Here is a 24,414-nt window from a genome sequence, read left to right as displayed (position 1 = left end):
TTCTGTGCGAACCGGTACAAGGGGGCTTTGCCGTGCCCGCACATTGTGTCTTTCCTTGTCGGGCTCTTTGTGGGCGGCTCGATGTTGTCTGCGGGTGGGGCTGTTTTCCTTTACACTTGAGTGTGTGTTCTACGGTGAACACGCTTGTCCACTCACTTCTAAAGGAATATTGTGTTGAAAATTCACGCCGCGACCGCTGGTGTTCTTGCGGGTGCTCTGCTTCTGACTGGTTGCTCTTCGTCTGTTCGTGCTCCGAAGTCTACGCCGTCTGCGTCATCGTCGACCTCTGCTTCGGCTAGCCCCTCTGTTTCGGCTTCCCCTACTGCTTCTTCGACGCCGAGTGCGTCTCCTTTGGAGTCTCCTACCCCGACGGAAACCCCGTCGCCTGTTCCGACGACTGAGGCTCCAGTGCAGGCTCCAGCTACTGAGGCTCCTTCTGTGGCGGCGCCGGCGGCTCCGGTTTCTGAGGCGCCCGCGCAGCAGGCACCGGTTCAGCAGGAGGCTCCTGTTCAGCAGGCTCCGGTAGCTACGGAGGCACCCGTCCAGCAGGCACCGGCTCCAGCGGCTGAGGCTCCTGCACAGCAGGCGCCCGCTCAGCCGGTGCAGCAGGCCCCGGCGCAGTCGAGTGTTTACTATGAGTCGTGTGCTGATGCTCGTGCTGCGGGTGCTGCGCCTCTGTATCGTGGTCAGCCTGGTTATCGTCCGGGTCTTGACCGTGATGGTGACGGCGTGGCGTGTGAGCCGAAGAAGAAGCATTAGGCTTCTGCCCCCAGATATAGCGAAGCCCCCTTGTCCTGGTTCTGCGTGAACCGGTACAAGGGGGCTTCGTCGTATCAGCCTAGTTCTGTTAGCTCAGCCGGTGAGGTTAGCGCGGCTGGTAGGCGCGGGCACGCTCAGCGCGAGCACGGCGCGCCTCCGCATCCTGCAGAATCGGCACCAGCATACGCACCACCTGCTCCATACCACGCAACACCATCTTCACCCACAAGGTCACCGACCACGCCGTCGCCAGGCGCGGGTGGCGGGCACGCATCCAACGCACACCCTGAAAAGAGACCGTGTAATACAGCAAAAACAGCAGCGCCTCACGGAAGCGGTGCACCTGCCGAAGAATAGGGTTCTGAGGAAGCTTTGTCATGCCTCCCAGTATACCCACCGGACCCCGCCGGGACTCTCCCGCGCTACCCGTAATAGTCGCGAATCGTCACCGTCTTCAACCCGCGCCGATCCAACAACGCCCGAATACGGTCCAGCTCAGACACCACACCCCGATAATTCAAATGCCCAATCACAATATGCTGAGCCAACGCATACTTCTCCGCATAGGCATACACCTCCGCCGAAGAAATATTAGACGAATCCGCTAACGACCCGAACCACAGCACCGGGCGCGTAAAACCACACGACGCCGCAGCCGCCAACACGCGCGCATCATAATACCCGTACGGCGGGCGGAAATACGGCTTCGACGACACCCCAAACAGCCGCCTAATCTCCTCATCATTACGGGTCAACTCCTGAACAATCTGCTCATCCGTCAGGCTCGTCAACGCCGCATGACTATACGTGTGGTTCGCAATCTGCAACTGGCCGCTCTTCACCAGCGGAAGCAACAAGTCACGATGCTGCTTAAACGCCGGGTACTGCCCATTAATAAAGAACGTCAGGCGCGTGCCGGTACGGTGTGCGAACTCCGCGTAGGCGCGCACCACCTCCGGGTCGGCACCGTCATCGACCGTCCACGCAATGTACTTGCCCTCACCGGGCAGGCCGGTCTGCGGGCCGGTCCAGGCACGAGCCGCAGGGACCGGATTCGACGAGGTCGCGGATGCCGTCTTAGATGCGGAGGCGGTCGGGGATGCAGAACCCGTCGCGGAGCCAGTTGCAGATGGGGAGGGGGTAGCCGACGAGCTTGCCGAAGGAGTCGCCGAGGCGCTACTCGAGGCGCTACCGGACGGGGTGCTCGACGGGGTTCCGCTAGCCGCCCCGTGAGCGTCATCAGCCGCGGACGGGGTGCAGCCGGTCAAGCCAAGACCCAGCACACCGAAACCCACCGCGCCCAGCCCAAAGGTACCAACGTGGTGGAGTAGTTCGCGGCGCCCCATGGAGGCGCGGGCAGAAGCACCCGATACTGCTGGGGTAGCGGCGGGGTCAGCGATAGCGGATTGACGAGTAGCGATAGGCGTTTCTGAGTGTGGAACAGTGTTCATATTACGAGTGTATGATGAGATCGCCGTCAGCTATCGAAAAATTCAAAAAATTACTTAATGATTAACAACGGCGCTATTAAAGAACCTTTATGCACTTTCAGTCCGCTCACTCACCGAAGACCACGCTCAGCACACTAAGCTACCTGCACGCCGGATAATCCAGGTACAGCTCCAGCTACAACTCAAGGTATAGGTCTAGGTAAGCACAGCAAGGCCCCTCCCCCAGAACACGTTCACAACGCGCCCGGGAAAGGGGCCTCAATATATAAGCTCACACCACCGTGTAGCCGAGTACTCGGCTAGAAACCTACTCGGATTCAGTCTCTACCAACTACTCCGCCTCAGCGGACTCCGACGCCTTCAGTGCTTCCAGCGCCGCCGCCTCCGCAGCCTCTTCAGCGTCAGCCTCAGCCACGCGCTCAGCATCCGACTCGGCAGAAGTCACCGCCGCCGGGTTCGTTAGAATCTTCACACCCATGCTGCGCAGCGCATCCGTGTTCGTAATCGTCTCGTCATTATCAATCAGGTACACCTTGTACCCGTCATTCCGCAGACGACGCATCAGCTCCAGGAGCATGCTCTGAGCGACCTCATCCACCGCGTACACGCGCGTCACATCCAGGGCGACCTTCGAACCCTCCATCGGGGATTCCACAATCTCACGGATCACGCGCTCCACGCCCGCAAAACGGATGCGGCCCTGCAGCTGAATCAGGCGCATAGACTCTTCACCCGAACCGATCTGGTAGTTCGCGCGCAACGCCGAGCGAGCCACGGTCGGCACATTCATCACGTGCATGCCCATGTCATCAGAGAACTGCTCGAACAGCTCCACACCGCGCACACTGTTACCGTGGCCGTCCAGGCGCGGGGAGAACGTCGCCACACCCAGCTGACCGGGCACCGCACCAATAATACCGCCGCCCACGCCGCTCTTCGCCGGAACGCCCACCTGGGTCGCCCAGTCACCCGCCGAGTTATACATGCCGCACGTGAACATGACGCTCAGCACCTGACGCACCACAGTCTTAGGAACCACCTGCTCACCCGTCACCGGATGCACACCATAGTTCGCCAAAGTCGCCGCCATCAACGCCAAATCCTTGACCGTCACCATCAGTGAGCACTGGCGGGTATAGCCCTGCACCGCCACGGTCGGGTCACCGGTCAGGATGCCGTGACCGCGTAGCATGTGCGCAATCGCGTAGTTGCGGTGCGCGTGCTCCAGCTCAGACTCGTACACGCGCTCGTTCACCGACAGGCGGCGGCCCGCAAACGCAGACAGACCAGAAATGACGCGCTCCATGCGCTCGCCCTGAGTCGCACCGGGAGGACCCACCAGCGAATGGGTGGTAATCGCGCCGGCGTTAATCATCGGGTTCAGCGGCTTACCGGAACCGTCCTCCAGGGACAGCTCATTGAACGGCTCACCGGAAGGCTCCACGCCCACCTTCGCAAGCACGTCATCATAGCCGCGGTCCGCGAGCGCCAGGGCATACACGAACGGCTTAGAAATCGACTGAATCGTGAACTCCACATCGGAGTCACCGGCGGCGTACTGCTCACCATCAACCATGGCGATGGACGCGGCAAGCTTATCCGGGTCCACGGCGGCAAGTTCCGGAATGTAGTTTGCCAACTCACCGGAGGTATCAGAAGCGACCGACTCGAGGGTCTCGGTCAGGTAAGTGGCAATAGGTGAATGCATAGTGTTCCGTATCTGCTGCTAATCGTGGTTGTTCTCGTCAAAAATCTATGGATGCGCCCGCCCGCTGTTCCGTTTCAGCTATTCCGTTTCAGCTGGGCTGAGGCGCTCATCGTTGCAGGCTACCGCGGCTGCCAAACTAAAGAGCCTGCCAGCGGACCTGTCAAAGTGTGCGGGTGAGGAGCACCTTTTGCTCCCTAAAGAGTGTATCTTTTGCGTGGTGAGGCCACCAAATATAACGGTCACTACTCCCCCGCTATTTCAGCCCGCAGAAATCATACACGCAAGGTTTTCAGGTGGCCTACGGGTGGCGAATCGAAGCCGGCTCACGACCACCCAACTCGGCAGTCTCCAACTGGAACGTCGAATGCTCCACCGACACCTCAAAATGGCCCGCCACGCACGAACGGATACGGTCCAGAATCGCCACCGCAGACCCGTCATGGAAGCAAGAATCGGCAACCACCACGTGCGCGGTCACCACCGGCAGACCGGTCGCAACCATCGAAGCGTGCACGTCGTGCACCTCCACAACGCCCTCAACGCGCAGCATGTGCTCACGCATCGCGTCCAAATCCAGGCCGTCCGGGGTGAACTCCATGAGCACCGCAGTTGTCTGCCTCATCAGGCGCGCAGCACGCGGCACAATCAGCGCCGCAATCAGCAGACCGGCAAGGGCGTCCGCCTGATAGAAGCCGGTCAGCCAAATCACGATAGCCGCCACAATCACGCCCAGCGAGCCCAGGGCGTCATTGAGCACCTCCAGGAACGCGGCACGCATATTGAAGTTCGCGTTCCTCGCCGTAGCCAGCACCGCAATACCGATAGCGTTCGCCACCAGACCAACCACACCAAAGATCAGCAGCTCGGTGCCGGGCACCTCCGGCGGGGCGAACAGGCGATGCACGCCCTCCACCGCCGTGTAGATACCCACCGCCAGCAGCAGCACCGACTGCCCGAGGGCGGCAAGCACCTCAATACGGCGAAAACCCCACGTGCGGCGGGACGTTGCCGGGCGCGTCATCAGCGAAGCCGCCGTGAGCGCCACCAGCAGGCCGGAGGCATCCGCCAGCGCGTGCGCCGTATCAGTCAACAGCGCGAGACTTCCCGTGACCAGCGAACCAATCGCCTGCGCCAACACAATAACGACCGCTAGACTGAACGCAATCAGCAGGCGCGGACGCATCGAAGCGGCGTCCTCCGGGCTCGGGGCATGCGAATGGTCGTGCCCATGGTGATGCCCGTGATGCCCGCCGTGGCCGTGATGTGCGTGCGCTCCCATGCGCTTCTCCTCAACTATGAACTGCGTTGTTGACTATCGAGAGTTATCAGTGGATAGCAAAATCGCCCGATTCACAAGAACCGGGCGACAAGCTCCTCAACCGAGGAAAACGTGGAGATAAGGGGACTCGAACCCCTGACCCCCTGCATGCCATGCAGGTGCGCTACCAGCTGCGCCATATCCCCATATTTTGTTATTGACCTCAACGAGGCAACATGAATATATTACACACACCACGCCAAGTGATGCAAACCCGCACACCCAAAACCACAAAAGTTCCTGTGCGACCGGGCTGGCAGAAGGGGCAACCGGGCAGGCAGAAACACCCTCGACACGCAGACCAAACACACCGAAAGGGGCGGACCCCGCGGCACCGACAGTGCCAGCAGAGCCCACCCCTCATCAGCTAAAAATCAAGCGAAAGCTTACGCCTCGTCCTGAGCGGGAATGATGCGCGCAGCATCCTCCTCGGTCTCACCCTCGATGTCGAAGGGAGCCTCGTTCTCAACGCCCAGCTCAATACGCGGAGCCTCAGCCCACAGACGATCCAGAGCGTAGAACTCGCGGTCCTCCTCATGCTGAACGTGCACGACAATATCGCCGAAGTCCAGCAGAATCCAACGACCCGAGGAACGACCCTCACGGCGGACCGGCTTCAGGTCAGCCTGCTCACGCAGAGCGTCCTCAACCTCATCCGCAACAGCGTTCACGAGGCGCTCATTGTGGGCAGAAACCACCAGGAAGCCATCAATCAGACCCATCGCGTCAGAAGCATCCACAGCGAACAGGTTCGTTCCCTGCTTCTCCTCCGCAGCGCGGGCGGCAATGCGCAGAGCCTCAACCGAGGACTGTGCAGCAGTCATATTTTCCTTTCTTGCCGGCAGAACACCCGCCGGCAGCACCCGCCAAGAGGGTGCATTGTTCACGGCCTACTTAGGGCCAAAAATCATAATCAGACCAACAACGACCAGGGCGAGCAGCAGAACAATCCACAGCCACGCCAGGGAGGTCTTCTGCGCAGGCTGCAGAACCTCTTCAGCCTTCTCAACAGCGCTCTTAGAAGCGGACTCTTCCTCAGCTTCCTTGGAAGCCTCAGCAGAAGGCACCGGAGCAGACTTGGAATCAGAAGCCTTAGAAGCAGCAGCCTTAGACTCGGCGTCCTTCGCAGCTTCCTTAGACTCTTCGGCTTCCTCGGTGACCTCTTCAACCAGAGCAGCAGACTCTTCGGGATCCTGACGATCCACCATGCGCTGCAGCAGCTCCTCAACCTCATCCGGGCTCAGAGCAACAGTCGGGTCGCCGTCCACCGAATCCACGGTGTCACCAGCGGAGGCGCTATCCAGCACGCTCAGATCAAGACCCTGCGCGTTCACGGCGCTCACACGGGTGGGCAGCTCGTCAGCAGACTCTTCAACCTCGACAGCCTCAACGGTCTCTTCCTCAACGGAAGCAGCCTCGGTCTCCTCAACCTCAGCGACGGAGCTGTCCAGCTCCTCAACCTTCGGCTCATCGCGCACCAGGTACTGGTGCAGCTCAGGCTCCGGCTTCTCCTCCTTGACCACGGCAATCACCGGGATCGAAGAAGTCATCGGGTTATCCACTGCGGAGGGGCTGGTCGCATCCACACGGTTCTGCGCAATCTCTTCGGGACGCAGAATACGCAGGCTACTGGTCAGAGGAGCAGGCTCATGCAGCTTCTCCTCATCGTTCGCCTCAGTGTCAATCTTGCCCTGAGCCGCCAGCGCCGCAAAACGACGCTGAACAGCCAGAACCTGCGGGTCAATAGCACCCGCATGAATCACGGAGCCCATGTTCGCAACAGGCTTCGCGGGCTCACCGCGGCGGGCTGCACGCAGGTACTCGGCAACTTCTTCACGGTAGCGGGCAAGACGACGCGGACCCATCACCTTAGTAGGCGGCGGCACCTCAATGCCGTCCTCGGTCACGTACGTCTCGTAGAGGTACGCTTCGTCCTCGCTATAGGGCTTCGAACCCGTAGCTTCACTCATGTGTTCCCTCATTATTCGTCGATTGGGGTGCCTGCCCAGACTCTTCCTTCACGCGGGGCAAGCCGTCACGGTACGCCGTCAAAGCGTCCTTCTTGTACAGGCCATACTTAGCAATGTACTGCACCACACCATCCGGCACCAGGTACCAGATGGGGGCGTCTTCAGCTGCGCGGCGACGAATATCGGTCGAAGAAATCGCCATCGCAGGAATCTTCAGGGTCGTAATATGACGACCCTCAGCCAGCGGCGGATCCAGCTCATGATCGGGGCGGGTCACGCCCACAAAAGTCGCCAAATCCCACAGCTTATGGGCATTGCGCCAGGTCATAATCTGGCTGATCGCGTCCGCGCCGGTAATGAAGAACAGGTCAGCATCCGGGCGCAGGGCGCTCAGCTCGTTAAGCGTATCAAAGGTGTACGTGGCGCCGCCACGGTCAATATCAATACGGCTCACCGTAAAACGCGGGTTCGACGCGGTCGCAATCACCGTCATCAAGTAGCGATGCTCAGCGTCACTCACGTGCCGCTCCCCCACCTTCTGCCAGGGCTGACCGGTCGGAACAAACACAACCTCATCCAGGTCGAACACGGCGGCAACCTCACTAGCTGCCACCAGGTGTCCGTGGTGAATCGGGTCAAAAGTTCCACCCATCACGCCCAGACGCACCCGACCGGGAGTGCGCGGGGGAATCGACTCGGTGCTCGGAGCACCAAAATCAAGGTGAACAGGCTGGTCAGTCACAAATGCCGTCCTTGCTGGGGACAGAGACCGCACCACGGCAACTTGGGAGCCGCCACAGGCGCGGATGCGGGCAGGTACACAGAAGGTACGCAACACCGAAAACGGTGCCCGCGTACATTCCCCTCTATGCTACCTTCTTACGGTCAAAAACACCGAAATGACGGGGGTGAGCTAAGCCGCCAGTGGAATACCCAGCCAGCACGCTCAGCCATCACATCCTGCCACAGACTCACCCGCATGTTCCGACGCGCGAAACCAGCGCAAGAGGCAGTCACAGTGCACAAAAGAAAGCGCCGCGCACCGGAGCGAACCCCGGCACGCGGCGCCAATACCTAACGACCAAGCATCAGCCGGGCAACAGCCATCGCTGAGCTACTAGTCGTCGACGTTCGGCATGTCGATATTCTCGTCGACCTTGCCTTCCTTCAGCTTCTTGCGGTACTCGACCGACTCGGTCCACACGCCCGCAACACGCTCGGACTCCAGCTCGGCACGAGCCTCCGCCTTCGCGTCCATACGCTCCTTGTACTCCACACGCTTCTGGGCACGAGTCGGGCGAATGATCTCTTCCAGACGAGCATCCGTACCACGCGGGGAGGACAGCAGCTCGGCGCCACCGACCATGGTCGGCTCCCAATCGAAGATGACCGAGTTGTCGTTCTCACCAATCACCACGGCGTCACCGGCGCGAGCACCAGCCTTGAACAGCTCATCCTCAACACCCAGGCGCGCCAGGCGGTCCGCCAGGTAGCCGACAGCCTCATCGTTATTGAAGTCAGTCTGCTGGATCCAACGCTCAGGCTTCTCACCAATCACGCGGAACAGCGGCTCAAGGTTACGCTCCTCGCGGCGAATAATGAACTCCTGCTTCTTCTTACCGCGGAAGCCCTTCGGGCGAACCACAGGAGCCTCAACAACCACGCGCTCCGCTTCCTTCTCGGCAGCGGCACGAGCCACACGGTCCTCCTCAACAAGCTTCGCCATCGCAAAGATCAGGGACTTCAGGCCCTCATGGGAAGCCGTCGAAATCTCGAAGACTTTAAAGCCCATCTCCTCAAACTCGGGGCGAACAAACTCCGCCAGCTCACGAGCCTCAGGAACGTCAATCTTATTGAGCACCACAATCTGCGGACGCTCATGCAGCGGCACGGTCACACCCGCAGTCGGGTCAACCTCGTAGTTCTCCAGCTCGCCGCGGATTACCTCAAAGTCGCTAATCGGGTCACGGCCCGGCTCCAGAGTTGCACAGTCAATCACGTGCACCAGAGCCGAAGAACGCTCCACATGGCGCAGGAAGCGGTGACCCAGACCGCGACCCTCAGAAGCGCCCTCAATCAGACCCGGAACATCCGCAACGGTGTAGCGAACATCGCCCGCCTGCACCACACCCAGGTTCGGGATCAGAGTGGTGAACGGGTAATCAGCAATCTTCGGACGCGCCGCAGAAATCGCAGCAATCAACGAAGACTTACCAGCCGACGGGTAACCCACCAGAGCCACATCCGCAATGGACTTCAGCTCCAGAACAATATCAGCCTCTTCACCGGGGGTGCCCAACAGAGCAAAACCGGGCGCCTTACGCTTAGCCGAAGCCAACGCAGCGTTACCCAGACCGCCCATACCGCCACGCGCAGCAACATACTCGTCGCCCACACGCAGCAGGTCAGCCAAAACATTACCCTCGCGGTCCTTCACCACAGTACCCTGCGGCACGGTCAGGATCAGGTCCTCACCGTTGAAGCCGTGGTGCATATCGCCACGACCAATATCGCCATTCGGGGCGTGCTGATGCGGGCTGTGGTGGTACTCCAACAGGGTCGTGGTCTGGTTATCCACACGCAGAATCACCGCGCCACCATTACCACCATTACCGCCGTTGGGGCCGCCCAGGGGCTTAAACTTTTCACGTCGCACGGAGACGCAGCCGTTACCTCCGCGACCGCCAGATACATGCAAGACCACGCGGTCCACGAACTCTGCCACGGGTTCTCCTTATCTTGAACATCTTCACTTCGCCACCGCACGGCACACACCCATCATGCTGCGGATGCGGCGGCAGGCGCGACCGGGTTGGGGTGCGCCTCATCGTGGAGCCCAGCACGGGCGTCCACGGCATTCGAGGTCATAGCGAGAGGGGGTAGACTAACGCCTACCCCCTCTGCCCTAGCGGTGAGTATTACTCAGCTGCTGCCAGGATGTTAACGACCTTGCGGCCCTTGCGGGTACCGAATTCGACGGTGCCTGCTGCCAGAGCGAACAGGGTGTCGTCGCCACCGCGGCCAACGTTCAGGCCGGGGTGGAAGTGGGTGCCGCGCTGGCGAACGAGAATCTCGCCTGCGTTGACGGACTGGCCGCCGTAGCGCTTAACACCGAGGTACTGGGGGTTCGAGTCACGGCCGTTACGGGTGGAGCTTGCGCCCTTCTTGTGTGCCATTCTGTATTCCTACCTTAGGGTTGAATTCCGGTCGTCTTAATTACGCGTTGATAGCGGTAATCTTGACGGTGGTCAGCTCGGCGCGGAAGCCCTGACGCTTCTTGTAACCGGTCTTGTTCTTGTACTTCTGAATAACGATCTTCGGACCGCGCAGGTCCTCAACCTTCTCAGCAACAACCTTGGCGGAAGCCAGGGACTTTGCGTCAGCGGTGACCTTGTCACCGTCGACGAGCAGCAGCACGGGCAGCTCGATGGTGCTGCCGGGCTCGCCTGCAACACGGTCAAGGGTAACGAGGTCGCCTACGGAAACCTTCTCCTGGCGGCCGCCAGCGCGTACAATCGCGTATGCCACTATGGGACTCACTTTTCTCGACAACTTGCTTCTTGGATCTCACACGAATGAGCAGCCTGCGCTTTCATTGCTGTGCGCCCTCCCCCGCCAATCAAATGACCACGATTAAGGAGGAACGGCCCGTGCGTTCCGACGGGATTGCCCGCCGAAGCCAACACGCGAGGCTCACCGGTGGTGTCTCTCTCCCGCACGTTCCAACCTCAGCCGAATACTCGACCGCGCCGAAGACGATGCGGGTGGGAGCGGTGTCTCCCGCTGGCCCTGCGTCGATAGGGCTTCACTGAGATAAACACCAGTCCTTAAGGATACGGCATGATCTACGCGCCGCGCAATAGATAAATTTTCGGAACACCCGAAGTCGGCACGTGATACTACTCAACCCCGGCAGATACACCGCAGATAAACCGGGCATAAAAACCCCGGCGGGGTGGATTACTCCACCCCGCCGGGGCGCAACATACACACCATCGGAATTCCGATGATCGGAAGCTAAAGACTAATCGTCCTTACCTTCACGCTTAATATCGGCAGCGGCAACGCCAATGCCGAACAAGACAGGAGCCGAAGCGTCATCAGCCACCGGAGCCACATCCGCAACAGAAGCGGAAGCAACCACGGAACCCTCAGCACGCTCGGAAGCGTCCACGGTCACGACCTGAGCACCAGCGCCAGCGCTCGACGCCGCACGACGAGTGCGACGCTTACGCGGGGTCGAACCCGGCACCTGAGCCGCAGGCTTCTGAGCCTCCTCAGCCGGAGCCTCAGCCTCAACAGCGGCAGGAGCCGAACCGATCACACCGGTCACAGCCGGAGCACCAATCACGCCGGTCACCACCGGACGAGACTCAGCCTTCGCGGACTTCTCAACTTTATCACCCTTTGCGGGTGCCTGCTCAGTTGCCACGCTCTGCTCAGTTGCCACGCTCTGCTCAGCAGCCTTCTCGGCACGCTTCTCATCAGCGGCACGACGAGCACGGCGGCGGGACGCACGCGGAGTCTCACGGACATCCTCAATGCGCAGGTCCTCACGCTCAACACGCTTGGACTCCTGAGCCTTCTCGGAGGTTGCCTCAGCGTTCTGCTGCTCGCGGTTCTGACGCTTCGCCGGGCGATCCTCACGGTTCGAACGGAACGACTCACCCTCAGTGCGGGCAAGACGGCCAGCCTTCTGAGAAGCACGAGCCTTCGCCTCGCCAGCGCGAATCGCCTCGAAACGATCCGAAGAGCGGCTGAAGCGCGGGTCGAGCTCCGGGTCAACGTGGTGCTCGTCCTCCAGCGCACCCGCGCCGGAATCCTCCACAGCGGCAATATCCGCATCGGTCAGCTCGCGGCGCTGACGGTTACGAGAAGACTTCTTCTCGCCGCGCTTGGACGAACGACGCTCCTCAGAACGGTCCTCCGAACGCTCCTGGTCAGAGCCATTCGAGGAATCCTCAGCGGACTCCTCCACGCGGTCGAACGCGCTCGCCAGCTGCTCCAGGGAGAAACCGCCCTGCTCGCCAATCCAGTTACCGCCAGTCACCTCAGCGACCTTGTCCTCACGCTGAGCGACCTCCGCGTGAGCCTGCTCGCTGGCAGCCTCGGCAATACCCTGAATCTCCTGCTCCAGAGACAGCTCAGCGGTCTCCGCGCGGCGCGAACGCTTGCGGCGCTTACGCTTCTTACGGGTCGAAGTGGTCTCCTCCGAAGCCTCATCAGCCTGAGCGGATGCGGCAGCCACCGCAGCCATAGCGTTACGGCGCTCAGCCTTCTTCGACTCCAGGGCGTCCTGCTTCTGCTGGTCACGAGAATCCTCGCGGGCAGCCGCACGGGCACGCTTACGGTCATTACGCTCGTGGCGGTGGATGTAATCCGACGCGCCACCGCTACGACCGCTCAGCGGCTGATCGTGAACCACCAGGCCACGACCGGCACACTGCTCACAGGGCTCCGAGAAGACCTCAAGCAGACCGGTACCCAGACGCTTACGGGTCATCTGAACCAGACCCAGTGAAGTCACCTCAGCAACCTGGTGCTTGGTGCGGTCACGGCCCAGGCACTCGATCAGGCGACGCAGAACCAGGTCACGGTTCGACTCAAGCACCATGTCAATGAAGTCAATGACGATAATGCCGCCGATGTCGCGCAGACGCAGCTGACGGACAATCTCCTCAGCAGCTTCCAGGTTGTTCTTGGTGACGGTCTCTTCCAGGTTGCCGCCGCTACCGGTGAACTTACCGGTGTTCACGTCCACCACGGTCATGGCTTCGGTGCGGTCAATCACCAGCGAACCACCCGAAGGCAGGTACACCTTACGGTCCAGTGCCTTCGCCAGCTGCTCGTTGATGCGGTAGTGGTCGAAGAGGTCATCCTCGCCATCCCACTGCTGCAGGCGGGAGACCAGATCCGGGGCCACGTAGGTCACGTACGCCTCGATGGAATCCCAGGCGTTCTCGCCCTGAACAATCATCGCGGTGAAGTCCTCGTTGAAGACGTCACGCACGGTCTTAATCATCAGGTCGGGCTCCTGGTAGAGCATCTCCGGAGCCAGCACCTTGCGGGAGTTAGCCTTCTCCTGAATCTCTTCCCACTGCGCACGCAGACGGTTAATGTCGTGGGTCAGCTCCTCCTCAGAAGCACCCTCCGCCGCAGTACGAACAATCACGCCAGCGCCCTCGGGCAGCTTGTCCTTCAGGATCTTCTTCAGGCGCGCGCGCTCGGTGTCGGGCAGCTTGCGGGAAATACCGGTCATCGAACCACCCGGCACGTACACCAGGAAGCGACCGGGCAGGGAAACCTGGCTGGTCAGGCGGGCACCCTTGTGACCAATCGGGTCCTTGGTGACCTGCACCAGCACCGAATCGCCGGGCTTCAGGGCGTTCTCAATCTTGCGGGGTGCACCGTCCAGACCGGTCACATCCCAGTTGACCTCGCCCGCGTACAGCACAGCGTTGCGGCCGCGTCCAATATCAACGAACGCAGCTTCCATGGACGGCAGAACGTTCTGAACCTTACCCAGGTACACGTTGCCAATCAGGGAATCCTGCTGGGTCTTGGACACGAAGTGCTCAGCCAGCACACCGTCTTCAAGCACGCCAATCTGGATGCGGCCATCCTTCTGACGAACCAGCATCTGACGGTCCACGGACTCGCGGCGAGCCAGGAACTCAGCCTCAGTCACGATGTGGCGGCGACGGCCCAGGGAACGGGACTCGCGGCGGCGCACACGCTTCGCCTCCAGGCGGGTAGAACCGCGTACACCGGTCACAGTGTTGGATGCGTGAGAGTCAGCCAGGCGCGGCGCACGCACCTTGGTGACGGTCTCAACGTCATCATCAACGCCGCCCTCAATCTCAATATCCTCGGTACCGCGGCGACGGCGACGGCGACGGTGGCTCGTCACCTCAGCCTCAGCGGCAGCCTCCTCGCGGCGGCGCTCCATGCGCTCCTTACGCTTCTGCTCCTCGGCAGCGGCGCGGCGTGCCTCACGCTCCAGCTTGGCGGCAACAGCGAGCTCGCTCAGCTCCTCCGGCTCGGGCGCCATGAACAGCGGCATAGCACCCATGGGGGTACGCGAGCGCAGCTCCTGCAGCTTCTCGCGCTGCAGGTCGCTAATGGTCTTCACGGGCTCGGGAGCTACTTCGGGCTCCTCAGCTGCGGGTGCTTCAGTTGCGGACTCTGCGTCTGCTGAGTCAGCCTCAGCGTTCTCAGCCTGCTTCTCGGCGGCCTCCTCAGCCTCGGCAGCAACCTCGGTCTCCGCGGCGGCCTCGCCCTCAACGAATTCAGCTTCGGCAGTCTCTTCTGCGGCTTCTTCGGTCTTTTCTGCCTTGGTCACCTTCTCGACCTTGGCGATCTCTTCGACCTTGGCGGTCTTCTCCACGGTCTCGGTCTTAGCGACCTTCTCAACCTTGGCGACCTCTTCAACCTTCGCGGCCTTCTCGACGGTCTCGACCTTAGCGGTCTTCTCCTCAACAGCAGGCTCAGCCGCCTTCTTCTCAGCAGCCGCAAACAGGCTATCCAGAGTAGAAGCAACCTCGGTCTCAGACGCAACGGGAGCGGCAACCTTCGGTGCCGGCGCATGCTTAGCCTTCGCGTTACGCAGGTTGGTCAGGCCAGCCGCAATCGCCTCATCCAGGGGAACCTCAGGAGCCTTCTCCTTCTTCGGGCGACCCGGACGGCGGCGCTCAGTACCCTGCTGAGCCTCAGAACTCTCACGAACATTCTTACGCAGAGTTTCACGGGTCTCTGCAGAGGCGTTCTTCTCCTCCGCGAGGGCGTTCAGCGCCTCAAAAACCCCAAGTTCGACGTTCTTCTCGTCAGACATTAATCTTCTTTCGTTACACCCTGCTCCGCACCGCAAGGATTTTAACAGCGCGCATACAGCGCAAAGCCTAGTTGCTGCCACCGCAGCTCAAGCCTCACCCTACGGTGCGCGTTCATCGCGGGCACTATCTCATTCAGTGCTTCTGCCATAGGGGGCGAGCGGGCGGAACGCAGAGCGCGCCGCGACGGTCACAGCCACCTCGCTCTCGAGCACGGCACGCTCACACCCTTCCTGGGCGCCCTGCCGGTCTTCGGGTTTCTTCGCCGAGGCGGGCGGCCCGCGCGGCGCGACAGTTATGCTCCGCGGCTTATAGCCGGCGCTCATCGGGTACTCTCCCTCGATGCGTTGGTGGGGATCTTCATGCGCGTGCGGGGCGCACAAGACACCGTGTTCCATTATACCCGGTAGAGGGTACCTCTAAGCCACCCCGCCCATCCTATCTGGGCTCCACCTCCCGGCAGGATACGCGGGACACATTGCAGCGGGGCACATTGCGGCAGTCGTCTAGCGGGTACAGCAAAGCCGGGCGTGCCACTACGCATCACCCGGCTTCAAAAAACTTTCAGAGAAGGGACTAGTTCAGACCCAGCTCCGCATCGCGCGCCTCACGAGCCTGCTGAGCAAGCTTCGGGTCGGTCGGCAGGTACTCCGGACCGGAACCGGTCGCGAACGGAACACCCAGAATGAAAACAAACGGAGAAACCACCAGCAGAATCACCCACAGCAGCGAGAAGTGACCGGCGGTCAGCAACAGCAGGGCAGTCAGAAAAATAACGGCAGCAGCGCCCATTGCGGCAATTCCGGCAGTCTTCACGGTTCTCCTCGAAGGGGTATCAAGAATCTAGTGTCCAGCAGAACGGCAGGCAGTCAACGCCGCAGGCAAACCCCGCGGACGGCTCCAGCTGACGCCGCTCAAGAATATACCTGACCATTATACGCACCGGCGCCGCCTCCCCGCTGACCGCCGCCGGCAAAGTCACCGGCGCCTCCCCCGCTACCCGGCGCCCCAGCCCGGCGTATTCTGCCCGGCACGATCAGCCCGGCGTATTCTGCGCAGCCTCACCCACCCGCAGACGCAACAACGCCCCGGCACCAACAGGCACCGGGGCGTTGCACGTTCGGGGCATCAGCCCTCAAACCAAGCTCAGAGATGAACGCTTAGCGCATCATATTCACAATGACCTCAAAGAAGCGGATCACAATAATGCCGAAAATCAGGATCAGCCACAGGCTAATCGCAAACCAGGACCAGCCGCGAGCGCTCTCACGCATCGACTGCGAAGCCGGAATAACACCCGCCGAAATATTGCGGACCGTGGTCTTCACAAAAAGCGTGATGGTCATAACCCACACAATCATGCAGAACAGGCACAGCGCGTTAATCTGGAAGGTCGTCTGGTACCACAGCCACATAATGAATGCGGTTGCCGCAGCCAAACCAATGTTCATGCACACCCAGAACCACTTCTTGAAGCGTGCACCCGCCATCATCGCGGCGCCGATAGTCACCACAATCGAGAAGCCCACCAGGCCAATGAACGGGTTCGGGAAGCCGAACGCCTCCGCCTGCGGGGTGCGCATCACCGTGCCGCAGCTGAGCAGGGCGTTGATATCGCAGACCGTGGAGTGGCCGGCATCAATGTAAATCTGCAGGCGCTCGTACACCAGAATCGCTGAAGAAATGAGTGCGATCAGGCCGGCGCCAACCAGCCAGAATCCGAGCTGTCGGTCTGAGTAGCTGCCCGGGGTTCCCGCGTGCCCGTGCTGCGCTTCGTTCTCAGCCTCAGCGTGGACGGGCTCGGTAGTACTCGATGCGGCGGTACTCATACGACTCCTTTAGATAGTGTTTTACGGTGGTACTCACCGGCGCGGCATAGCCAGCACCCCGGAAGCAGTACCCCATTTATCCTAGCCTCTCACATTGCTCAATAGCACGCCATTAGCTTCTACATTTACTATATGACGCCTCAAATCATGCAAATAGGCGCATTTTTGTGACGTACCTTAAACACAAAAGCCCCGGAAGGAGCCCGCAACGTAGCGGCGGGCGGGACCTTCCGGGGCATGGTGCGCATGTTTTCTATGGCATTCGCCTCATCGACGCGCGGCGGCTCCCACGGCAACTACCGTGGAGCGCACAGACGGCACGTGAGGGCAGTGCGTTAGGGCAGCGGGTGGGTGTACGACTCATCAAAGAACAGCTGTTCCAGCTCCACCGCGCGGCTAAAGAACTCGCGGGCACGCTGCGCATCCGACGGGCCCACACGGTCCAGTTCGCGGCGCAGGAAATCAACCAGCTCACGAAACTCCGGGTAGTCGTGCAGGGTAATCCACTCGTGGTGCACAAACGAATCGGGGCGCTTGGCGGGAGCCTTCGACGCCCAATCCAGGTACAGGCCCTCGCAAACCACCAGAACCGACAGGATCGCCGCGTAGCTGCCGCTTGCCGCCGCATCCAGGAAGAGGCGCTTGAAGCCGGTGGTCGCCTCCGTATCGGGCATAGATTCACGCTGATGCTCGGTCACGCCCAGAGTCTCAAAGCAGCGCAGGAAGTAGGTGTTCTCGTCACCGGCGATTTCACCGGCGAACTGTGCCAGGCGCAGGCGGCCCGCGAGAGTGTCAGCGTTGGCAATAGCGCCACCAATCAGGGCGAGGAACGTGTCCAGGAAGCGGTAATCCTGCACCAGGTAGCCCGCCATGACCTGCGGGGCAATCGAGCCGTCAAAAAGCTCAGCAACAAAGCGGTGATTCGTGGCGGAGAGCCAGGTGGCAATGTTCTCCTGGCGTAGGGACTCGGTGAACGAATCGGTGCCGATCAAATCGGTGAAGGGTGCGGGCATGATGGGTGCCTTTCGCTATGTGGCATACCGTCGCTGGTATGCGTATGTGTGCGGGTGTGTTGGTGCAGCCTCGAACGTTGGGGCCGGCGCCTCAGTGAATATAGCACCGTGGCGGGCAGGCGCGCCCGGTTTTGTGTGCTCGGTGCCCAAAAATTTTCGTTATTTTCGATTTTTGGGTGGGTGAGGGTTGGGTATGCCGAAGAAAATCGGGCGATTGGGGTTGCGTGAGAGCCCCTGGGAATGCGTGAGGGAACGTGGGTTCGAGTGGGAGCGCGAGGGCAGAGGCAAAAAGGCAGAAAGGCGGAGGCACAAAAAGGCCGGGTGCGAAAAAGGCAGAGCGTGAAAAAGCGGGGCGCCACTCCCCCAGCCAGCAAATAGAAATGCCAGCCAAGGGCGGCGCCCCGCTTTCTCATCAATAACCTCAGTGGGCTTTATTCGTCTTCGGAGTCATCGTCACCGAAGAAGTCCTCAGTGTACGAATCACCCAGCGGCAGGCCCAGCGAGTCCTCCAGCGAAGAACCCGGCGCAGACTCGCCACCCAACTCGGCCATGATGTCGTTCAGCAGCTCATCCGGCTCGGCGGCGGCAGCCTCAGCGGCCGCGGCAGCCAGGGTCGCCGCAGAGGCGGCACCCGCAGAACCGGCGTACAGGCCAGCCTCGGCGGGCAGCTCGTCCGGCAGCTCCTCAGCCTCAGCGCCGGGGGTCTTCGCCTGCTCATGCGCAGCCAGCAGGGTACGCGCCTCACCGATGACCGTAATCGAACCGGTAATCAGCACGCCCGCCGACTCCTGCTCAAAGAGGGCGTTCTCCATGGCGGTAGCAATCGCCTCGTCCAGGTGCTCAAACACCTCGATCGAGTCTTCATCCAGACCAGCGTCCAGGGCGAGCTCGTGTAGGCGCTCCGGGGCAATCGCACGCGGCGAGTCCGAGGCCGCAAGGTACAGGCGGAAGGTACCGTCGGAAGCGTCCACGTACTCTTCGCGCATGGTCTCGAACATGCCCAGGGCATCCTTCTCACCCAGAATGCCGACCACGGCGTGCAGGTGCGAAAGCTTGAACGCCTCCGTCAGCGCGGCCGCAGAAGCACGAACACCGTGCGGGTTGTGGCCAGCGTCCAGGATGGTCAGCGGCTCGGTGCGCACAACCTCCAGGCGACCCGGCGAGCGCACCGTCTCAAACGCGGCACGCACGACGTCCTCGGGCAGCTGACGCTGACCGCCGAAGAACGCCTCCACGGCGGCAAGAGCCACCACAGCGTTCTGCGCCTGATGCGCGCCGTGCAGGGACAGCGGCACGTCCGGGTACTCCCCCGCCAGACCGCGCAGGGTCAGCAGTTGACCGCCGACCGCAAGCTCGCGGGAGACCACGCCGAACTCCACGCCTTCGAAGGCGAAGGATGCCTCCTTCTCGCGGGCGGAGGCGAGCAGCACGTCCGCTGCTTCGGGGTCCTGTGCGGCAGAAATCAGGAAGCCGCCGGGCTTGATAATGCCGGACTTCTCGGTTGCGATCTCGGCGAGGGTTTCGCCGAGCATGTCGGTGTGGTCCAGACCGATCGGGGTGACCACAGAGACCACGCCGTCGGCAACGTTCGTGGAGTCCCAAGTGCCGCCGATGCCGACCTCAAGCACCACCACGTCCACCGGCTCGTCCGCGAAAATCGCGAAGGCGAGCACGGTAATGGACTCGAAGAAGGTCAGGGCGGGCTCGCCGCGGGAGGTCATCTCGGCGTCCACAATCTGCAGGTAGGGGGCGATTTCCTCCCAAATGCGCACGAAGGTGGCGTCCGGTACGGGCGCACCGTTGATGCAGATACGTTCGGTGACGCTTTCGAGGTGCGGGCTGGTAAAGCGGCCCACACGCAGGTCATGGCCGAGCAGTAGCGCCTCAATCATGCGGGCGGTGCTGGTCTTGCCGTTCGTGCCGGTGATGTGGATGACCGGCGCGGCACGGTGCACGTCGCCGAGGATTTCGACGGCGCGCGCCACGGCGTCCAGGCGCGGCGCCATCTTGTTTTCGGGTGCTCGCGCCAGCAGTTCACCGTAGACCCGTTCCACGCCCTCGGGGTCGGGAATTGCGGGGTAGTTCTTCTCGCTCATTGTTCTCCTCACTGGGATAGCCAGCCGGTGCCGGCAGGGGCCCGCCGTGCGGCGGGATAGACGACGGGCCGCCCCGCCCGGTAATGGGGCGGGACGGCCGTACGGTTCAGGCGTTTTATGCCTTGGCGACGCTAATGCTCAGCTCGTCAGCCTCGCTCAGCTGCAGGGACACGGCGAGGGTTTCGCCGGTCACCAGTGCTTCGTTGGTGCGCAGAGCTGCCAGAGTTTCCTCCGGTGCCGCGATGCTCAGGTTGATACGGTCCGCCACGTTCAGGTCGGCGTCCTTACGTGCCTGCTGAATAGCGCGGATGGTGTCGCGGGCGATACCCTCGGCAACCAGCTCGTCGGTCAGCTCAATGTTGAGGACCAGGAAGCCGCCGGGCAGAACCGCAGCCGCAGTGTGCTCAGCACCCTCAGCGTCAGCGGCAACCACGGTTGCCAGCTCGTACTCGCCCTCTTCCAGAGCCAGGCCGCCGTCCAGAGCTGCCACGCCGACCAGGACGGTACCGTCCTCGGTCACGGTCCAGTCACCGGACTTGGATGCCTTGATGGCAACCTGCACCTGCTTGCCCAGGCGCGGGCCTGCCGCACGTGCGTTGACCTTCAGCTGCTGGGAGATGCCGTAGTCGGCGGGGTCGACGGTGTCGGCGCTGACCAGCTCCACCTGGCGCAGGTTCAGCTCGTCCTCGACGATGTTCGCGAAGTACTCCGCGCCCTTCTCGCCGAAGGCGGTACCCAGTGCTGCGAACTGCTCGGGAGCAATCGCAACGGTCATCTTCTGCAACGGCTGGCGCACGCGAATCTTCTTCTCCTTGCGCAGTGCCGAACCGGCAGAGCAGACCTCACGCACGGTCTGCATGAGAGCCAGCAGGTCAGACTCATCAGCGAAAGCGGATGCCTCGGGCCAGTCAGCCAGGTGCACGGAGCGTTCACCGGTGAGGCCGCGGTAGATTTCCTCGCTGCTGAGCGGCAGCAGAGATGCGGCGACCTTCGACACGGTCACCAGTGCGGTGTAGAGGGTGTCGAATGCGTCGGTGTCTTCGTTGAAGAAGCGCTCGCGGGAGCGGCGCACGTACCAGTTGGTCAGTGCGTCGGCGTACTGGCGCAGGTATTCGCAGGCGTTCCAGATGTCGTAGGAGTCCATCGCTGCGGTGACCTGCTCGATGAGTTCGCGGGTCTTACCGAGGATGAAGCGGTCCATCACGTGCTGCGAGTCGTACTTGAGCTTTGCGCTGTAGCCTTCGCCGTTGTTGGCGGCGTTAGCGTACAGGGCGAAGAAGTGGTAGACGTTCCACAGCGGCAGCATGACCTGGCGAACACCCTCGCGGATGCCCTGCTCGGTCACGATCAGGTTGCCGCCGCGCAGAATCGGCGAGGACATCAGGAACCAGCGCATCGCGTCGGAGCCGTCGCGGTCGAGGACCTCGGAGACGTCCGGGTAGTTACGCAGCGACTTGGACATCTTCTGGCCGTCCGAGCCGAGCACGATACCGTGGCTGATGACGTTCTTGAACGCGGGGCGGTCGAAGAGCGCGGTCGCCAGCACGTGCAGCACGTAGAACCAGCCGCGGGTCTGACCGATGTACTCGACGATGAAGTCCGCCGGGTAGTGGTTCTCGAACCATTCCTGGTTCTCGAAGGGGTAGTGCACCTGTGCGTAGGGCATGGAGCCGGAGTCGAACCAGACGTCGAGCACGTCTTCCACGCGGCGCATGGTGGACTTGCCGGTCGGGTCGTCCGGGTTCGGACGGGTCAGCTCGTCAATGTACGGGCGGTGCAGGTCGGGTTCGCCGTCCTTATTCAGGGGCAGGCGGCCGAAGTCTGCCTTGAGCTCTTCGAGGGAGCCGTACACGTCGATGCGCGGGTAGTTCGGGTCGTCCGAAACCCACACGGGGATCGGGGAGCCCCAGAAGCGGTTACGGGAGATGGACCAGTCGCGTGCGTTCTCAACCCACTTGCCGAACTGGCCGTACTTCACGTTCTCCGGGATCCAGTTGATCTGCTTGTTCAGCTCGTACATGCGGTCCTTGAAGTCGGTGACCTTCACGTACCAGGAGGTGATCGCACGGTAGATGAGCGGGGTGCGGCAGCGCCAGCAGTGCGGGTAGGAGTGCACGTAGGACTTCTCGCGAATCAGCACATCATCTGCCTTGAGGGCGTTGATGATAGTGCGGTTCGCGTCGAATGCCTGCACGCCCGCGATCTCAGCCAGGGCGGTGGAGCCGGAGGCGGTGGGCTCGGCGAAGAGGTTCAGGAACTTTGCGCCTTCGTCGAGGGAGAGGATCACGGGGATGCCGTAGCCTTCACAGACCTTCTGGTCGTCTTCACCGTAGGCGGGTGCCTGGTGGACGATGCCGGTACCGTCACCGGTGGTGACGTAGTCGGCGACCAGGATCTGCCAGGAGGTTTCGGTACCCCACTTTTCGGTGTCTGCGAAGTAGTCCCACAGCGGGGTGTAGCGCACGTGCTCGAGCTGGGAGCCGGTGTAGCGTGCGGTGACGGCTGCGGCAGCATCCTCGGCGGGCTTGTCGCCTTCGTAGCCGAGGTCCTTGGCGTAGGAGCCGAGCAGATCGGTGGCGAGCAGGAAGGAGCGGCCCTCGAACTTGCCTGCGCCGGGTACGACGGAGTATTCAATCTCGGGTCCGACGGCGAGCGCCTGGTTGGTGGGCAGGGTCCAGGGGGTGGTGGTCCATGCGAGTGCTTCGACGCCGTCGAGCTCTGCGGCAACCTTCTCGTCAGCACCAAGGGAGGTGTCTGCGGTGAGGCGGAATGCGACGGTGACGGTCTGGTCCTGGCGGTCCTTGTACACGTCGTCGTCCATGCGCAGCTCGTGGTTGGAGAGAGGAGTCTCGTCCTTCCAGCAGTAGGGCAGCACGCGGAAGCCCTGGTAGGTCAGGCCCTTGTCGTAGAGGCGCTTGAACGCCCAGATGACGGACTCCATGTACTCAACGTTCAGGGTCTTGTAGTCGTTTTCGAAGTCGACCCAGCGTGCCTGGCGGGTAACGTACTTTTCCCACTCGTTGGTGTACTTGAGCACGGATGCGCGGGCAGCGTCGTTGAAGTTGTCGATGCCCATTTCGAGGATTTCGCGCTTGTCGGTCATGCCGAGCTGCTTCATTGCCTCGAGTTCTGCGGGCAGGCCGTGGGTGTCCCAGCCGAAGCGACGCTCTACCTTGTGGCCGCGCTGAGTCTGGTAGCGTGCGACGAGGTCCTTGGCGTAGCCGGTGAGCAGGTGGCCGTAGTGGGGCAGGCCGTTGGCGAAGGGAGGGCCGTCGTAGAAGACGAATTCGTTTTCGCCGTTTTCGCCTGCGGGGCGGTTCTCGACGGATGCGGCGAAGGTGCCGTCCTTCTTCCAGTAGTCGAGGACTGCTTCTTCCAGAGCGGGGAACTTAGGCGATGCGGTGACGCCGCTTCCTGCGGCTTCGAAGGCACTCACCTTGGGGTATACGTTAGACATTGGGTGCGCCCTTATCTGTTGTTCTCAACGCTGAGATGTGGGTGACGGGCGCGGTACGCGGGTGCGTGCACTCGTCACCTCTCAGCGGGTGAGGGTTGACATGACGGGTGCAAGGACGCCTGGGCATCGCTGACTGTTCCGGGCTGGGCCGGGGGTTCAGGATGCGGCGCGGTACCACCTTGCTTACTGAGTTAACCAGCTCAACGCACCGAACCCTCCCGGGGCTAGCGGGGTGTCGCGGTGTGTTTCCGCGATACCTAGCCACCGGAAGAGCGGCGCGTTGGGCGGGTATCAGTCGCTTATTACAGCTATATCGGGCTTAACCGTCCGGTTCTACTGGGACTACATCTCTTCCGCTAAGACACCCTCGCCGCAGCGATTGGCGGGTGCCCGCAGGTGCGGTCCGTTCTTCCGAATTGCTCGCCGGTGATGGCCGGGTCGTTGCAAACACTAATAGTTTATGTGGCTTTTGTGTCTGTATGCAACCCCGCGGGGTGTGGGTTTGAATAGTTCCGGGCGGGCGGCGGATGCGCGGGTGCGCAAAACAGAATGGTTCTTCGTTCGGCGATATCTAGAGCGAGTAGGGGGCTTAAGGGGCCTTGCCCCACCCCGCACTCGGGCGTGTTTAAGGATGTATGTTTTTACATTTCCTCGGTGTTGCTTTAAGTGGGTTTCGATTTTTTCGGGAGAACCCATGGGATTGCAGTCAGTGCAACCACAAGATATGGGGTGAACACCGATGTAATTCCACTAGATGTTCACCCTTGAAAGTTTTCACCCCCTCGGCACTCCGTGTGGGAACCGGTTTTTCCGGATGGTTCAGCAATGCATAGCGGGTGAATAGAGTGCATATTTGGGGATTGCCGAGCGGGTTTCCCCTTATTGAATCGGGTATTTCTTCTGGACTATTGAAGACTTCCTTACGGTCAGAAGATTAAACTAAACACCCTCCTCTCCCCCGCCTTTTGGAAATACTGAGGCGCA

General features: G+C 61.5%; 17 protein-coding genes and 1 tRNA gene. 1 reads left to right on the top strand and 17 read right to left on the bottom strand.

What is annotated here, in order from left to right:
- Nucleotides 1-171: 171 nt before the first annotated feature.
- Entirely contained in the window at nt 172-759 is a 588-nt protein-coding gene (locus QZ540_RS04465) for an excalibur calcium-binding domain-containing protein (RefSeq protein WP_294628052.1), read from the top strand.
- A 106-nt stretch (nt 760-865) separates the two neighbouring features.
- On the opposite strand, the gene QZ540_RS04460 is transcribed toward QZ540_RS04465, so the two are convergent.
- The 17 genes from QZ540_RS04460 to ileS form a co-directional block, all read right to left on the bottom strand.
- On the bottom strand, nt 866-1,138 hold the full coding sequence (locus QZ540_RS04460; protein WP_294628050.1) for a hypothetical protein: 273 nt from the start codon (nt 1,136-1,138) through the stop codon (nt 866-868).
- A 43-nt stretch (nt 1,139-1,181) separates the two neighbouring features.
- Nucleotides 1,182-2,210, bottom strand: coding sequence for a polysaccharide deacetylase family protein (locus QZ540_RS04455; RefSeq protein ID WP_294628048.1), 1,029 nt, complete (start codon nt 2,208-2,210; stop codon nt 1,182-1,184).
- Between the two features lie 331 nt (nt 2,211-2,541).
- Entirely contained in the window at nt 2,542-3,918 is a 1,377-nt protein-coding gene (locus tag QZ540_RS04450; RefSeq protein WP_294628046.1) for a glutaminase, read from the bottom strand.
- Between the two features lie 298 nt (nt 3,919-4,216).
- Nucleotides 4,217-5,197, bottom strand: a complete 981-nt coding sequence (locus QZ540_RS04445) for a cation diffusion facilitator family transporter (protein WP_294628044.1) — start codon at nt 5,195-5,197, stop codon at nt 4,217-4,219.
- Between the two features lie 112 nt (nt 5,198-5,309).
- Nucleotides 5,310-5,382 (bottom strand) — tRNA-Ala (locus QZ540_RS04440).
- A 240-nt stretch (nt 5,383-5,622) separates the two neighbouring features.
- Nucleotides 5,623-6,060, bottom strand: a complete 438-nt coding sequence (gene rsfS, locus QZ540_RS04435; RefSeq protein ID WP_044142238.1) for a ribosome silencing factor — start codon at nt 6,058-6,060, stop codon at nt 5,623-5,625.
- 66 nt (nt 6,061-6,126) lie between these two features.
- Nucleotides 6,127-7,206 (bottom strand): sulfite reductase subunit alpha, encoded by a 1,080-nt coding sequence (locus QZ540_RS04430; RefSeq protein WP_294628042.1) that lies wholly within the window; start codon nt 7,204-7,206, stop codon nt 6,127-6,129.
- Nucleotides 7,199-7,948 carry a nicotinate-nucleotide adenylyltransferase gene (nadD, locus tag QZ540_RS04425; RefSeq protein ID WP_294628040.1) on the bottom strand — a complete coding sequence of 250 codons (750 nt, stop codon included), beginning with the start codon at nt 7,946-7,948 and terminating at the stop codon, nt 7,199-7,201. The genes QZ540_RS04430 and nadD overlap by 8 nt, the downstream gene beginning before the upstream one ends.
- Before the next feature lie 375 nt (nt 7,949-8,323).
- Nucleotides 8,324-9,931, bottom strand: a complete 1,608-nt coding sequence (obgE, locus tag QZ540_RS04420) for a GTPase ObgE (protein WP_294628038.1) — start codon at nt 9,929-9,931, stop codon at nt 8,324-8,326.
- 193 nt (nt 9,932-10,124) lie between these two features.
- Nucleotides 10,125-10,382, bottom strand: coding sequence for a 50S ribosomal protein L27 (gene rpmA, locus QZ540_RS04415; protein ID WP_005505766.1), 258 nt, complete (start codon nt 10,380-10,382; stop codon nt 10,125-10,127).
- Nucleotides 10,383-10,422: 40 nt separating this feature from the next.
- The gene (gene rplU, locus QZ540_RS04410) at nt 10,423-10,734 is read right to left on the bottom strand and encodes a 50S ribosomal protein L21 (protein WP_005505764.1); all 312 of its coding nucleotides are present in this window, start codon (nt 10,732-10,734) and stop codon (nt 10,423-10,425) included.
- Between the two features lie 496 nt (nt 10,735-11,230).
- Nucleotides 11,231-15,037: an Rne/Rng family ribonuclease gene (locus tag QZ540_RS04405; protein ID WP_294628035.1), complete on the bottom strand. Its 3,807-nt coding sequence runs from the start codon at nt 15,035-15,037 to the stop codon at nt 11,231-11,233.
- Between the two features lie 574 nt (nt 15,038-15,611).
- Nucleotides 15,612-15,851 (bottom strand): hypothetical protein, encoded by a 240-nt coding sequence (locus QZ540_RS04400; protein ID WP_012903409.1) that lies wholly within the window; start codon nt 15,849-15,851, stop codon nt 15,612-15,614.
- Between the two features lie 344 nt (nt 15,852-16,195).
- The gene (locus QZ540_RS04395) at nt 16,196-16,864 is read right to left on the bottom strand and encodes a vitamin K epoxide reductase family protein (protein ID WP_070506138.1); all 669 of its coding nucleotides are present in this window, start codon (nt 16,862-16,864) and stop codon (nt 16,196-16,198) included.
- A 335-nt stretch (nt 16,865-17,199) separates the two neighbouring features.
- Nucleotides 17,200-17,877, bottom strand: a complete 678-nt coding sequence (locus QZ540_RS04390; protein ID WP_294628032.1) for a TenA family protein — start codon at nt 17,875-17,877, stop codon at nt 17,200-17,202.
- A gap of 431 nt (nt 17,878-18,308) precedes the next feature.
- Nucleotides 18,309-19,973 carry a folylpolyglutamate synthase/dihydrofolate synthase family protein gene (locus QZ540_RS04385; protein WP_294628031.1) on the bottom strand — a complete coding sequence of 555 codons (1,665 nt, stop codon included), beginning with the start codon at nt 19,971-19,973 and terminating at the stop codon, nt 18,309-18,311.
- 115 nt (nt 19,974-20,088) lie between these two features.
- Nucleotides 20,089-23,430, bottom strand: coding sequence for an isoleucine--tRNA ligase (ileS, locus tag QZ540_RS04380; RefSeq protein ID WP_294628030.1), 3,342 nt, complete (start codon nt 23,428-23,430; stop codon nt 20,089-20,091).
- Between the last annotated feature and the right edge of the window lie 984 nt (nt 23,431-24,414).

The organism is uncultured Rothia sp. (genome assembly GCF_916049665.1).
GTDB lineage: Bacteria > Actinomycetota > Actinomycetes > Actinomycetales > Micrococcaceae > Rothia.
This window is presented reverse-complemented; position numbering and strand designations above follow the sequence as displayed.

Bases quoted from the DNA above. Each gene is read 5' to 3' on its own strand.
- QZ540_RS04445 (WP_294628044.1), bottom strand. From the start codon at position 5,197: ATGGGAGCGCACGCACATCACGGCCACGGCGGGCATCACGGGCATCAC.
- rpmA (WP_005505766.1), bottom strand. From the start codon at position 10,382: ATGGCACACAAGAAGGGCGCAAGCTCCACCCGTAACGGCCGTGACTCG.
- QZ540_RS04395 (WP_070506138.1), bottom strand. From the start codon at position 16,864: ATGAGTACCGCCGCATCGAGTACTACCGAGCCCGTCCACGCTGAGGCT.
- QZ540_RS04405 (WP_294628035.1), bottom strand. From the start codon at position 15,037: ATGTCTGACGAGAAGAACGTCGAACTTGGGGTTTTTGAGGCGCTGAAC.
- rsfS (WP_044142238.1), bottom strand. From the start codon at position 6,060: ATGACTGCTGCACAGTCCTCGGTTGAGGCTCTGCGCATTGCCGCCCGC.
- QZ540_RS04450 (WP_294628046.1), bottom strand. From the start codon at position 3,918: ATGCATTCACCTATTGCCACTTACCTGACCGAGACCCTCGAGTCGGTC.
- QZ540_RS04460 (WP_294628050.1), bottom strand. From the start codon at position 1,138: ATGACAAAGCTTCCTCAGAACCCTATTCTTCGGCAGGTGCACCGCTTC.
- QZ540_RS04455 (WP_294628048.1), bottom strand. From the start codon at position 2,210: ATGAACACTGTTCCACACTCAGAAACGCCTATCGCTACTCGTCAATCC.
- QZ540_RS04385 (WP_294628031.1), bottom strand. From the start codon at position 19,973: ATGAGCGAGAAGAACTACCCCGCAATTCCCGACCCCGAGGGCGTGGAA.
- QZ540_RS04390 (WP_294628032.1), bottom strand. From the start codon at position 17,877: ATGCCCGCACCCTTCACCGATTTGATCGGCACCGATTCGTTCACCGAG.
- ileS (WP_294628030.1), bottom strand. From the start codon at position 23,430: ATGTCTAACGTATACCCCAAGGTGAGTGCCTTCGAAGCCGCAGGAAGC.
- QZ540_RS04430 (WP_294628042.1), bottom strand. From the start codon at position 7,206: ATGAGTGAAGCTACGGGTTCGAAGCCCTATAGCGAGGACGAAGCGTAC.